Origin of the sequence: Gemmobacter sp. LW-1 (assembly GCF_001303875.1) — a bacterium.
Lineage (GTDB): Bacteria > Pseudomonadota > Alphaproteobacteria > Rhodobacterales > Rhodobacteraceae > Gemmobacter > Gemmobacter caeni.
Genome location: NZ_LJSC01000025.1, coordinates 62,852 through 75,649 on the forward strand (window position 1 = coordinate 62,852; position 12,798 = coordinate 75,649).

The window sequence follows — 12,798 nt, forward strand, 5'->3', positions numbered from 1 at the left end:
CCATGAAACCACTGATCCTTGCCGCGCTGCTGGCCGCCCTGCCTGTTGTCGTTCATGCCGAGGCAGAAGATGACGATGATACGGCCCTGGGCGCTGCCGGTCTGATGTCCAAAGGCAATAAAAGCGAACTGCCGCCGATCCTGTTGTCCGCCGGTACGCCGCTGGCCGATGCGCCCTGGAAGCTGAAATCCGGCCATTACTACGAGGTCGAGATCGAGGCCGATGGCAGCCAGGAGCTTGGCCTTGTCGCGCCGGAATTTTTCCGCGCCATCTGGATCGACGAAATCGTCATCGAGGGGCTGGAAGTGCGGCCGCTGGGCCTCGATTCCGTCGAGTTTGACGAGGCGGGCACCATGGAAATCGGCTTTATCGCCGTGAAGCCCGGCAGCTATGTCATGCGCGTGCCCGGCACCAAGGGCGATACGCAGAAGCTGGACATCGTCATCGAATGACCCCCGGCCTCGGCATCCATGCGGTCAGCTACAGCTATGGCGCGAAAGTGGCGCTGAGCGAGGTGACGCTTGAGGTGCCGAAGGGCCGGTTCTGTGCGCTCCTCGGGCCGAACGGGGCAGGAAAATCGACGCTGTTTTCCCTGCTCACACGGCTGTTTACCACGCGGACAGGCCGCATCGCCGTGGCGGGTCAGGATCTGGCCCGCGCGCCCCGCGCCGCGCTGGCGCGCATGGGCGTGGTGTTCCAGCAACCAACGCTGGATCTTGACCTGACGGTGCGGCGCAACCTGCTGTATTTCGCAGCCCTGCACGGCATCGGCGGGCGCGAGGCCGAGATCCGCACCGCCGAGGCGCTGGAGCGTCTGGGCATGGCCGAACGCGCGGCCGAACCCGTCCATGCCCTGAACGGTGGCCACCGCCGCCGGATGGAACTGGCGCGCGCCCTGATCCACCGGCCCGAGGTCTTGCTGCTGGACGAACCGACGGTCGGCCTTGATGCCGCCGCACGGGCAGCGATCACCGCACATGTCCACGATCTTGCCGATCAGGGGCTGGCCGTGCTCTGGGCCACGCATCTGACGGACGAGGTGCGCGACAGCGACCAGCTTGCCATTCTGCATCGCGGTCGCCTGCTCGCCTCCGGCACCACCGGCGACCTGCGCGGGGACGAGCCGCTGCGCGAGATGTTCCTGCGTCTGACGGGGGTCGAGGCATGATCTGGTGGCTGGCCTTCCGCGCCATCCTGCACCGCGAGGCGCTGCGCTTTCTGGGTCAGCGCGGACGGCTGGTTGCCGCACTGGTGCGACCGCTGGTATGGCTTCTGGTCTTTGCCGCCGGGTTCCGCGCGGCACTGGGCCTGTCGATCATCCCGCCCTACCAGACCTATATCACTTACGAAATCTACATCACCCCCGGCCTCTGCGGCATGATCTGCCTGTTCAACGGCATGCAAAGCTCGTTGAGCCTCGTCTATGACCGCGAGATGGGGTCGATGCGCCTGCTGCTGACCGCACCCTTGCCGCGCTGGTGGCTGCTGCTTGCCAAGGTCACGGCGGGGGCGATGATTTCGCTGCTGCAATGCGCGGCCTTCCTTGCCATCGCGGCGGCTTTCGGCATCCGCATGCCATGGCCGGGCTATATCGCCGCCATTCCTGCCATTCTGCTGGCCGGGCTGATGCTGGGGGCGCTGGGTCTGATGCTGTCCTCCTTCATCCGCCAGCTTGAAAACTTCGCGGGGGTGATGAACTTCGTCATCTTCCCGATGTTCTTCCTGTCCTCGGCGCTTTACCCGCTGTGGAAGATGAAAGAGGCAAGCCCCCTTCTGGCCCGGCTTTGCGCCGTGAACCCCTTTACCCATGCGGTCGAGCTGATCCGCTTCGCGCTGTACCTGCAACCCAATGCGGCGGCTGCGGGATGGGTCTTGCTGGCGCTCATGGTGTTCGGCACGGCAGCGCTTTGGGGCTATGATCCGGCGCGGGGAATGCAGGCGCGCAAAGGGTCTTGAAACCGCGAGACCGGCTTCCCAGATCACTGGAGCGGGTGCCAGTACGGGCCCGCGCTTCAACCCCGGCCCGCCCGTAACGGGGGGCCAGACAGACATCGCTCCAAGAGGATGACCATGCGTAATCTCGATTTCGCACCGCTTTACCGTGCCACCGTGGGTTTTGACCGGATCGCCGATCTGATGGATCGTGCCCTCAGCGCCGACGTGGCCCAGCCGACCTATCCCCCCTACAATATCGAAAAGACTGACGAGAACGCTTATCGCATCTCAATCGCTGTCGCGGGCTTCACGCCCGAGGAACTGAGCGTCGAGGTCAAGGAAGGCGCGCTGTTCGTGTCGGCCCGCAAGGCACCGGAAGAGGCCGAACGCAGCTACCTGCATCGCGGCATCGCCACCCGCGCGTTTGAACGCCGCTTCGCGCTGGCTGATCATGTGCGCGTCACCGGCGCCACCCATGAACACGGCATGCTGCACATCGACCTCGTGCGCGAAACGCCCGAGGCGCTGAAACCCCGCCGCATCGAAATCGCCCGCCCCGCCGGGGTGGCGCAGGTGGTGGATGCCGCCGTCAACTGACCCCGCCCGCAAGGACGGCAAGGCCCGGAGATTTCTCCGGGCCTTTTGCATTGGCGCGAAATTTTCAGGCCGCAGGCCAAGGATTGCGCAGCCCGTCGCGTCTGAATAGCGTCATGCGCATGGAAACACCGGATGAAACCCTTGCTCTGGCCGCCGCAGGCGGCGACCGCGCCGCCTTCGCGGCGCTGGTGACGCGGCATTACGACCGGGTTTACGGTCTGGGCTGGCGGCTGACCGGCTCGGCCGCGGATGCGCAGGATCTGGCGCAGGAGATTTGCGCCGCCCTGCCCGCCAAGCTGGCAAACTGGCGGGGCGAGGCGCGGTTCACCACGTGGCTTTACCGTGTCGTCGTCAATGCCGCCTCCGATCTGCGGCGGCGGCAGGCGACGCGGGCACGGGCCGCTGATGGCTGGGGCGATTGGGAAATCGCCCGTCAGGCCGAAATGGAGGAATCCCGCGCCGCGCGGCAGTGGCTGGAAGGCGCCATGGCCCGGCTGTCGCCGGAACTGCGCGAAACCGTCGCGCTGGTTCTGGGCGAGGAACTGACCCAGGCCGAGGCGGCCGAGGTGCTGGGCCTTTCCGAAGGCACGGTCGCCTGGCGCATGTCCGAGGTGAAAAAGCGGCTGCGCCGCATCGCAGCAGAGGACGAGGCGCAATGACCGATGATTTCGACAAGCTGAAATCGGCCCTGCGCGCCGCCCCGCCACCGCCCGGTGATGCGGCGCGGATGGCGGCGCTGGATGCCGCGTTGCAAAATTTCGATCTTTTGCAGGACAGCCGCCAAGAAACCGCTGCGCCCGCACGTCCCAATCCGGCAAGCCCTGAAAGGAAGGGCTTTCTGACCGGAGTCAAAGACATGCTGAAATCCCTTTCCCCCGCCGGGCTTCTGGCGGCAACGACCTCTGTCGCCGCGCTGGCCGTGGCGGTAATCGCCCTTTCCCCTGCGCTGCACCAGCCGCCCGAACCGGCGCTGGTGCGCCTTGCGCCGCAACCCGCCACGCCGGAGGCGGCCGAAGACATGGCGCCCCTCGCCGCCCCCGCGCCGCAAGCCGCCCCGCCTGCTTTGACCGCACGCAAGGCCGCTCCGACCAGCATGCCCTCCGCTGATGCGCCAATGGTGTTCGAAGCCGCGCCGGAAGCGATGATCGCGGCTGGCGGCGGAATGGCCCCGACGGACATGGTGGCCGCGCCCGAACCCGATACCTCGGCCTTCGCCAATGCCGATGCGAATCCGGTGAAATCGGTCGAGACTGACCCGGTTTCCACCTTCTCGGTCGATGTGGATACGGCCTCTTACGCCGTGATCCGCCGCGATCTGGAAGCGGGCACCCTGGCCCCGCCCGAGGCGGTGCGGATCGAGGAGATGGTGAATTACTTCCCCTATGCCTATCCCGCACCGGAAGGCGACGCGCCGTTCCGCGCCGATGTTTCGGTCATGCCGACGCCGTGGAATGCGGGCACCCGGCTGGTGCGGATCGGGTTGCAGGGCCGCCTGCCCGCGCTGGCCGACCGTCCGCCGCTCAATCTGGTGTTTCTGGTGGATACCTCGGGCAGCATGGACGAACCTGACAAGCTGCCGCTGCTGAAACAGGCGCTGCGGCTGGTGCTGCCGCAACTGCGCCCCGAGGATGAGGTGGCCATCGTCGCCTATGCCGGTTCGGCCGGTGTGGTTCTGCCGCCCACGCCCGCCCGCGAAACCGCCGCGATTTCCGCCGTGCTGGATGATCTGGCGCCCGGCGGAGGCACGGCGGGTGCCGAAGGGCTGGCCGAAGCCTATCGTCTGGCCGACCAGATGCGCGGCGAGGGTGAAATCAGCCGCGTGCTGCTGGCGACCGATGGCGATTTCAACCTCGGGATTTCCGACCCTAAGGAGCTTGAGACCTTCATCGCCAGGGAACGTGCCGGTGGCAGCTATCTGTCGGTGCTGGGCTTCGGGCGTGGCAATCTGGACGATGCCACCATGCAGGCGCTGGCACAAAGCGGCAATGGCATGGCGGCCTATATCGACACCGCACAAGAGGCCCGCAAGGTGCTGGTGGATCAGCTGTCTGGCGCGCTGTTCCCGATTGCCGACGATGTGAAGATGCAGGTCGAATGGAACCCCGCGCAGGTCGCGGAATACCGGCTGATCGGCTATGAAACCCGTGCCCTGCGGCGCGAGGATTTCAGCAATGACAAAGTGGATGCGGGCGAAATCGGCGCCGGACATCAGGTGACTGCGCTATACGAGATCACCGCGCCGGACAGCCCCGCCCGCCTGAACGAACCGCTGCGCTATGGCACGGCGACCGAGGCCACCGGACCCGCGGGGGAACTGGGCTTCCTGCGGCTGCGCTATAAGGCGCCGGGTGCGGCAGAAAGCCAGCTGATCGAAACCCCTATCCTTTCGAGCGACTTGGCCCCCGACGCGGATGCCCGCTTCGCCGCCGCTATTGCAGGCTTCGGCCAGCTTCTGACCGGCGCGACCTATCTGGGCGACTGGAGCTGGGACGATGCCATCCGACTTGCCGACGGCTCGCGGGGCGATGACCCGTTCGGCTATCGTGTCGAGGCGGTTAACCTGATGCGTCTGGCAAAAAGCCTGAACCGCTGACGCGGGTGATGCCCGCTCAGGGCATCACCTCGAAACGGTCCACGTCGATCATGCCATGGTCGGTGATCTTCAGATGTGGGATCACCGGCAGCGCAAGGAAGGCGAGTTGCAGGAACGGCTCTTCCAGCTCCACACCCAGCGACCGGGCGGCAGCGCGCAGCGTGATCAGTTCGTCACGCACCACCTCGAACGGCTGAAGGCTCATCAGCCCGGCGACGGGCAGCGCGAGTTCGGCCAGCACCTTGCCACCTTCCGTCACCACAAAGCCGCCCTCGATCTCGCCCAGCCGGTTGGCGGCCAGCGCCATATCGGCATAGTCGGCGCCAACCACTGCGATATTGTGGTGATCGTGACAGACGGTCGAGGCGATGGCGCCGCGCTTCAGGCCAAAGCCCTTGACGAAGCCGGTGGCGCGGTTGCCGTTCTTGCCGTGACGTTCGATCACCGCGATCTTGACCAGATCGCGCGCGAGGTCAGGGCGCTTGTCGCCGTCGGTCGGCGCGATGTCATAGGTCAGATGTTCGGTGATGATCTTGCCGGGCAGGAGGCCGATGACCGGAGTTTCGGCGCGGTTGCCGCCGGTGCGGAAATCCTCGGCGCGCACCGGCGGCGCCTTCACCGAATGGCGTGCGACCGGCGGCACGATCTGGCGGGTGGCGAAGGCGGCATCCCCCACCCGCACCCCGCCGGTGAACACCATTTCAGGGCGGCAGGTGGCCAGATCCTGTAGCACCACGATGTCGGCCCGCTTGCCCGGCGCGATCAGGCCCCGGTCCTTCAGGCCAAACGCCTCGGCCGCCGAAAGGCTTGCGGCGCGGTAAGCGGCCAGTGGCGGGCAGCCCAGCGCGATGGCGGTGCGGATCAGGTAATCCAGATGGCCGTGCTCGGCGATATCGAGAGGGTTGCGGTCATCGGTGCAGAAACAGCAATAGGGCGAGGTCCGTTCCGTCAGCATCGGCGCCAGCGCATGCAGGTCTTTAGAGACCGAGCCCTCGCGGATCAGCACCCGCATCCCCTTGCGCAGCTTTTCCATCGCCTCGGTGGCCGTGGTCGCCTCATGCTCCGTTCGGATACCGGCGGCGATATAGCCATTCAGGTCGCGCCCGGACAGAAGTGGCGCATGGCCATCAATATGGCCGCCGCGAAACGCCTCAAGCTTCGCCATGCAACCCGCGTCCTGATGCAGCACACCGGGGAAGTTCATGAACTCCGCCAGACCGATGACGCGGGGATGATTCATCAGCGGCACGAGATCGGCGGCCTCAAGCAGGGCGCCCGCCGTCTCCATATGGGTCGAGGGCACGCAGGAGGACAGGTTTACCCGGATGTCCATGACGGTATGGGCCGAGGCGTCGAGGAAATAACCGATGCCTTCCAGCCCACAGACATTGGCAATCTCGTGCGGGTCGCAGATCGCCGTCGTCACGCCATGGGGGCCGACGCAGCGGTCGAACTCGTAGGGCGTGACCAGCGAGCTTTCGATGTGCAGATGCGTGTCGATGAAGCCGGGGACGAGGATCTTGCCCGTTACATCCACCACTTCGCGGCCTTCGTAGGTGTCGAAAACCCCGACGATCAGCCCGCCACAGATTGCGACATCGCCTTCCAGTAATTCGCCCGTGATCACATCGAACACCCGCCCGCCGCGCAGCACCAGATCGGCGGGGGCAAGGCCACGGCCTTGCGCGATGACATCAGAAAGCGGCGGCAGGGTCATGGCGGTCTCCTTTTCCCGGCAGTGAAGCGCAGGGCGCGCGGCGCGGCAAGCCGTTTCCGGCTTGCACCTGCTGACAGGGGATGCCACCCATGGGCCAAGGAAGGAAACGCCCCATGCGACCGCTGCGCGGGATCACCTACAAGCTGCTGTCCGTTCTGGTGTTCATCACCATGTCGGGGCTGATCAAGGCCACCGCCGCGCATGTGCCCGCCGGGCAGGCCGTGTTCTTCCGGTCCTTCTTTGCCATTCCGGTGATCGTGGTCTGGCTGCTGACCCGGCGCGAGTTTCCCGCCGGGCTGCGGGTGCAAAGCCCGATGGGCCATGTCTGGCGCGGCGTGGCAGGCACCTGCGCCATGGGTTTCGGTTTTGCCGGTCTGGCCTGGCTGCCGCTACCCGAGGTCACCGCCATCGGCTATGCCGCGCCGCTGCTGACCGTGGTTTTCGCCGCAATGTTTCTGGGCGAAGAGGTGCGCGCCTTCCGCATTTCCGCCGTGGCCCTGGGCATGTGTGGCGTGCTGATCGTGCTCTGGCCCCGCCTGACGCTGAGCCGCGAGGGCGTCGATCATGCGCAGGCGATGGGCGCGATGCTGGTGCTGACCGGCGCGGTCTTTGCCGCACTGGCGCAGGTCTTCGTGCGCAAGATGGTGGCCACCGAAAAGACACCCGCCATCGTGTTCTGGTTCTCGCTCACCTCGACGCTCCTGTCGCTCATCACGCTGCCGTTCGGCTGGGTGGTGCCCACGGCGCAAGAGGCGGCGCTTCTGGTGATGGCGGGGCTCTTGGGCGGGATCGGGCAGATCCTGCTGACATCGAGCTACCGTGAGGCTGATGCCTCGCTGGTAGCGCCGTTCGATTATGCCTCGATGCTGTTCGCGCTGGCGATCGGCTATTTCATCTTCGCCGAAGTGCCAACCCTCCCCATGCTGGGCGGGGCCAGTCTGATCATCACGGCGGGCATCCTGATCATCTGGCGCGAACGTCGGCTGGGGCTGGAACGCGCGCGGCAACGCAAGGCAATGACTCCCTGATCAGGCGTTGAGGTGATCCTGAAGCGTCAGCAGGTCGGCCCATGTGTCGCGCTTCGCATGCGGATTGCGCAAGAGGTAGGCGGGGTGCAGCATCGGCAGCACAGGCTTGCCCCAGGCCTCGGCCCATTTGCCGCGCAGACGGGTGATACCCCGCTGACGCAGCACCGCCTGAGCGGGCGTGTTGCCCATGATGACAATCACCCCCGGATCGGCCAGTTCGACATGGCGGCGCAGGAAGGGCACCATCATCGCCATTTCCTCGGGCGTGGGTTCGCGGTTCGAGGGCGGGCGCCAGGGCATGACATTGCTGATGTAAAGCGCGCGCTCCACGTCGGGGCTTTGGCGGCCAAGGCCGATGGCGGCGAACATGCGGTCCAGCAACTGCCCGGCACGGCCGACAAAGGGCAGGCCCTGCATATCCTCGTCGCGGCCCGGCGCCTCACCGATGACCATGACGCGGGCGGCGGGGTTGCCATCTGCAAAGACGGTATTCCGGGCGCCGCGCTTCAGGTCGCAATGCGCATAGGCGCCCAACGCCTCGCGCAGTGCCTCCAGCGTCGGCGCGCTCTGCGCCGTTTCCCGCGCCACAGCGACCGGATCAATCTTCGCCGGCTCGGGTGGTGGTTCGGGCGACTGCCGTTGTGCCGGGCCACGCGCCGGAGCCGGGGCAGCGGCGCGGGCGGGCGGGGCCTCCCGTTCGGCCAGATCATAGCGATCCAGCGGCGCATCCAGCACCGGCTCCGTCACACCAAGTTCGTGCAGCCACTGAAGTGCTGCGGCAGAGGCGTGCCAGTCGGCGAGGATGTCGGCGTCGATTCCCATATCCGCCAACCTATGCCCCGCCGCCTTCCGGGGCAACAGCGCCAGATTGCCCGACGAAGGCGGTTGTGCCAGAACGGGGCATGGCGAGACGGGTTCCCAGGCTTCTGATCCTCGATTGTGACGGCGTGTTGATCGACAGTGAGATCATCAGCGCCCGTATGCTGGTTGCCGAACTGTCGCGCCTGGGTGTGCAGATCGACCTGCCCTATGTGTCGCAGCATTTCCTTGGCCGCAGCTATCCGACCGTCATGGCGACGATCCGGCGCGAATTCGGGCTGGATCTGCCCCCAGAATTTGAAACCCGCTACCGCGAGGCGCTGCTGGAGGCGTTCGGCCGCGAGCTGAAGATCATGCCGGGTGTTGCGGACATGCTGGATGACCTGTCGGTCCCGACCTGTGTCGCCACCTCCTCCAGCCCGCGGCGGGTGGAAATGTCCTTGCGGCTGGTGGGGCTGTGGGACCGGCTGGCGCCGCATATCTTCACCGCATCCGAGGTGTCGCGCGGCAAGCCCGCACCTGACCTGTTCCTGCATGCCGCTGCGCGGATGGGCGCCGCGCCGCAAGACTGCCTTGTGATCGAGGACAGCCTGACCGGCGTGCGCGCTGCCCTTGCGGCGGGGATGGAGGTCTGGCGTTTCACCGGCGGCAGCCATATGGGCCCCGATACCCCGCCCGAACCCGAAGATGCGCGTCCGCATCATCGCTTTGCCTCTTTCGGCGATTTCTACCGGATCGCCCCCGACCTACGGAGCACGCCATGAGCCGCGCCGAACCCGAGACCTCACCACAGGACGATGCCGCGCGGGCGGCCTGGCTTTACTACGTCGGGGGCATGACGCAGGACCAGATCGCGGGTGAACTGGGCATCAGCCGCCAGCGGGCGCAGCGGCTGGTCAGCCGGGCGATGGCGGAGGGATTGATCCATGTGCGGCTGAACCACCGCATCGCCGCCTGTCTGGATCTGGAAACCGCGCTGAAGGACAGGTTTGGCTTGATGCGCTGCCGCGTGGTGCCCTCTCTGGGGGCGGGGGCCGATCCGGTCACCGCCATCGGCAGTGCTGCCGCCGCTGAGATGGAACGCTTCCTGCGCATGCCTGATCCGCTGGTCATCGCTCTTGGCACCGGGCGGGCGCTGCGCGGCATGGTGGATGCGCTGACCCCGATGGAGGCAGAACAACATCGCCTCGTATCGCTGATCGGCAATATCGCCCCCGATGGCTCGGCCAGCTTCTTCGACGTGGTGATGCGGATTGCCGACAAGGTGCGCGCGCCCCATTACCCGATGCCGGTGCCGGTGATCAGCCCCACCCCGGAGGAACGCGCCGCCTTCCACGCGCTTGCCCCGGTGCAGCGGGTGGTGGAGCTTGCGCGCAAGGCAGATGTCGTGGTCGTAGGCGTCGGGCAGATGTCCGACGACGCGCCGCTGCTGGCCGATGGATTCGTCAGCCGGGCGGAACTGGACGAGATGCAGGCGGCGGGCGCCGTCGGCGAGGTCGCGGGCTGGGTTTTCGATTCGGCGGGCAATTACCTTGATCTGGGCACCAACCGTCGTACGGGCGGGGTGCGGGTGACACCGGGGCTGGATCGGCCCGCCGTCGGCATCGCTGCGGGCGCAAGCAAGGTCCCGGCGATCATCGGCGCGATGAAATCGCGCATAATCAACAGTCTGGTGACAGACGAAGCCACCGCGACGGCCATTCTGGACCGCCCGTAAGCCTTGTTTCATTCGCATTTGCGGCGAATCCGGGGACTTGACGGTAGCGCCATCATGTGAGCAATTACCCATAGTGCGATGATTTGCTCATTCGCATACAGGGAGGATCACTGATGAACATGACACTCCGCGCCATGCTTGGCGCGACGGTTTCGCTTACGCTCGCGGGTGCAGCGCTGGCTGAAACCACGATCACCGTCGCCACCGTGAACAACGGCGACATGATCCGCATGCAAGGGCTGATGGACGACTTCAACACCAAGCACCCCGACATCAAGGTCGAGTGGGTAACGCTGGAAGAAAACGTCCTGCGCCAGAAAGTCACCACCGACATCGCCACCAAGGGCGGCCAGTTCGACGTCATGACCATCGGCACCTATGAGGCCCCGATCTGGGGCAAGCAGGGCTGGCTGGTGCCACTGAACGATCTGCCCGCCGATTATGACGTGGACGATCTGCTGCCTGCCATCCGTGGTGGCCTGACCGTTGACGGCAATCTGGTCGCGGCACCGTTCTACGGCGAAAGCTCGATGGTGATGTATCGCACCGACCTGATGGAGAAGGCCGGGCTGACCATGCCTGACGCCCCCACTTGGGACTTCATCAGGGAAGCCGCCGAAAAGATGACTGACAAGGCCGGCGAGGTCTATGGTATCTGCCTGCGCGGCAAGGCCGGCTGGGGCGAGAACATGGCCTTCCTGACCGCCATGTCCAATTCCTTCGGAGCCAAGTGGTTCGACATGGACTGGAAACCCCAGTTCGACCAGCAGCCCTGGAAGGACACGCTGACCTTCTATCTGGACCTGATGAACAACTACGGCCCGCCCGGCGCGTCGAACAACGGATTCAACGAGAACCTCGCGCTGTTCCAGCAGGGCAAGTGCGGCATGTGGATCGACGCGACCGTTGCGGCGAGCTTCGTGACCAATCCGAAGGATTCGACCGTGGCCGACAAGGTCGGCTTTGCGCTGGCCCCCGACAAGGGGCTGGGCAAGCGCGGCAACTGGCTCTGGGCCTGGAACCTCGCCATCCCGGCGGGCACCCAGAAGGAAGAGGCCGCCAAGACCTTCGTCGCCTGGGCAACCTCGAAAGAGTATCTGGCGCTGGTCGCCGAGAAAGAGGGCTGGGCCAACGTGCCGCCGGGCACCCGCACCTCGCTGTATGAGAATGCCGAATACCAGAAAGTGCCGTTTGCCAAGATGACGCTGGAAAGCATCAACGCGGCCGATCCGACCCATCCGACCGTGGATGAAGTGCCTTATGTCGGCGTGCAGTTCGTGGCGATCCCAGAATTCCAGGGCCTTGGCACCGCTGTCGGCCAGATGTTCTCGGCCGCGCTGGCGGGTACCACCTCGGCGGATGATGCACTGGCACAGGCGCAGGCCATGGTGACCACGGAAATGACCCGCTCGGGTTATATCAAGTAAGGAACGCCTGTCGTTCCTCCCTGGGCGGGGCTGGCCCTCTCACATCCGCTGGCCCCGCCGTTTCATTCCCCTCCGACATTCAGGAAACGCCATGGCAACCGAACATTCGCGGACGGCGGCGCGCCTCATGGTCTCTCCCGCGGTCATCCTGCTGTTCCTGTGGATGATCGTTCCTCTGGGCATGACCATCTATTTCAGCTTCCTGCGCTACAACCTGCTGATGCCCGGCATGGAAAGCTGGACCGGCTTTGACAATTATTACTACTTCATCACGCAACACGCCTTCTGGGATGCGCTGGTGAACACGCTCCTGCTGGTGGGGGGCGTGTTGCTTATCACCGTCGTCGGTGGTGTGGCACTGGCGTTGCTGCTGGACCAGCCGTTCAGGGGACAGGGCATCGTGCGCGTCATGGTGATCGCGCCCTTCTTCGTGATGCCCACCGTTTCGGCGCTGGTCTGGAAGAACATGTTCATGAACCCCGTGAACGGCATGTTCGCCCATATCGCCAAGGCGTTTGGCTTGCAGCCCTTCGACTTCCTGTCCCATGCGCCGCTGGCCTCGATCATCCTGATCGTCGCGTGGAGCTGGCTACCCTTTGCCACCCTGATCCTGCTGACCGCCCTGCAAAGCCTTGACCGCGAGCAGATGGAGGCGGCCAAGATGGACGGCGCAAGCTGGCTGAACCGCTTCATCTATCTGACGGTGCCGCATCTGACGCGGTCGATCACCGTGGTCGTGCTGATCCAGACCATCTTCCTGCTGTCGGTCTTTGCCGAAATCCTTGTCACCACCAACGGCGGCCCCGGCACGGCTTCGACCAACCTGCCCTACCTCGTCTATGCGCAATCGCTGCTGAACTATGACGTGGGCGGCGGCAGCGCGGGCGGCATCATCGCCGTGATCCTGGCCAATATCGTTGCGATCTTCCTGATGCGGATGATCGGCAAGAACCTGGAGACCTGAG

At 65.5% G+C, this 12,798-nt stretch carries 13 protein-coding genes; 11 read left to right on the plus strand and 2 right to left on the minus strand.

Features of this window, described 5'->3' with window-relative positions:
• Nucleotides 1-2: 2 nt before the first annotated feature.
• The 6 genes from AO684_RS03710 (at nucleotide 3) to AO684_RS03735 (ending at nucleotide 5,125) form a co-directional block, all read left to right on the plus strand.
• Entirely contained in the window at nucleotides 3-452 is a 450-nt protein-coding gene (locus AO684_RS03710; RefSeq protein WP_054301396.1) for a hypothetical protein, read from the plus strand.
• Entirely contained in the window at nucleotides 449-1,168 is a 720-nt protein-coding gene (locus tag AO684_RS03715) for an ABC transporter ATP-binding protein (RefSeq protein ID WP_054301397.1), read from the plus strand. Before AO684_RS03710 ends, AO684_RS03715 begins: the two co-directional genes overlap by 4 nt.
• The gene (locus AO684_RS03720) at nucleotides 1,165-1,956 is read left to right on the plus strand and encodes an ABC transporter permease (protein WP_054301398.1); all 792 of its coding nucleotides are present in this window, start codon (nucleotides 1,165-1,167) and stop codon (nucleotides 1,954-1,956) included. Before AO684_RS03715 ends, AO684_RS03720 begins: the two co-directional genes overlap by 4 nt.
• 114 nt (nucleotides 1,957-2,070) lie before the next feature.
• Nucleotides 2,071-2,532, plus strand: a complete 462-nt coding sequence (locus AO684_RS03725; protein WP_054301399.1) for an Hsp20 family protein — start codon at nucleotides 2,071-2,073, stop codon at nucleotides 2,530-2,532.
• 119 nt (nucleotides 2,533-2,651) lie between these two features.
• Nucleotides 2,652-3,191: an RNA polymerase sigma factor gene (locus AO684_RS03730; RefSeq protein WP_054301449.1), complete on the plus strand. Its 540-nt coding sequence runs from the start codon at nucleotides 2,652-2,654 to the stop codon at nucleotides 3,189-3,191.
• Nucleotides 3,188-5,125, plus strand: a complete 1,938-nt coding sequence (locus tag AO684_RS03735; RefSeq protein ID WP_054301400.1) for a VWA domain-containing protein — start codon at nucleotides 3,188-3,190, stop codon at nucleotides 5,123-5,125. Before AO684_RS03730 ends, AO684_RS03735 begins: the two co-directional genes overlap by 4 nt.
• A 16-nt stretch (nucleotides 5,126-5,141) precedes the next feature.
• Here AO684_RS03735 and ade read toward each other — a convergent pair whose 3' ends face one another.
• Nucleotides 5,142-6,842, minus strand: coding sequence for an adenine deaminase (gene ade / locus AO684_RS03740; protein ID WP_054301401.1), 1,701 nt, complete (start codon nucleotides 6,840-6,842; stop codon nucleotides 5,142-5,144).
• 113 nt (nucleotides 6,843-6,955) lie between these two features.
• Here ade and AO684_RS03745 point away from each other — a divergent pair, with 113 nt between their 5' ends.
• Nucleotides 6,956-7,870 (plus strand): DMT family transporter, encoded by a 915-nt coding sequence (locus AO684_RS03745; RefSeq protein WP_108128724.1) that lies wholly within the window; start codon nucleotides 6,956-6,958, stop codon nucleotides 7,868-7,870.
• Here AO684_RS03745 and AO684_RS03750 read toward each other — a convergent pair whose 3' ends face one another.
• A complete protein-coding gene (locus AO684_RS03750) occupies nucleotides 7,871-8,692 on the minus strand; it encodes a uracil-DNA glycosylase family protein (protein WP_054301403.1) in 822 nt (273 codons plus the stop codon).
• An 80-nt stretch (nucleotides 8,693-8,772) separates the two neighbouring features.
• On the opposite strand from AO684_RS03750, the gene AO684_RS03755 reads away from it, so the two are divergent.
• From AO684_RS03755 to AO684_RS03770, 4 genes are all read left to right on the plus strand, one after another.
• On the plus strand, nucleotides 8,773-9,453 hold the full coding sequence (locus AO684_RS03755; protein ID WP_054301404.1) for an HAD family phosphatase: 681 nt from the start codon (nucleotides 8,773-8,775) through the stop codon (nucleotides 9,451-9,453).
• Nucleotides 9,450-10,406: a sugar-binding transcriptional regulator gene (locus AO684_RS03760; RefSeq protein ID WP_054301405.1), complete on the plus strand. Its 957-nt coding sequence runs from the start codon at nucleotides 9,450-9,452 to the stop codon at nucleotides 10,404-10,406. The genes AO684_RS03755 and AO684_RS03760 overlap by 4 nt, the downstream gene beginning before the upstream one ends.
• A gap of 119 nt (nucleotides 10,407-10,525) precedes the next feature.
• Nucleotides 10,526-11,833: a sugar ABC transporter substrate-binding protein gene (locus AO684_RS03765; RefSeq protein WP_054301450.1), complete on the plus strand. Its 1,308-nt coding sequence runs from the start codon at nucleotides 10,526-10,528 to the stop codon at nucleotides 11,831-11,833.
• 91 nt (nucleotides 11,834-11,924) lie between these two features.
• Nucleotides 11,925-12,797, plus strand: coding sequence for a carbohydrate ABC transporter permease (locus AO684_RS03770; RefSeq protein WP_054301406.1), 873 nt, complete (start codon nucleotides 11,925-11,927; stop codon nucleotides 12,795-12,797).
• Nucleotide 12,798: the final 1 nt, after the last annotated feature.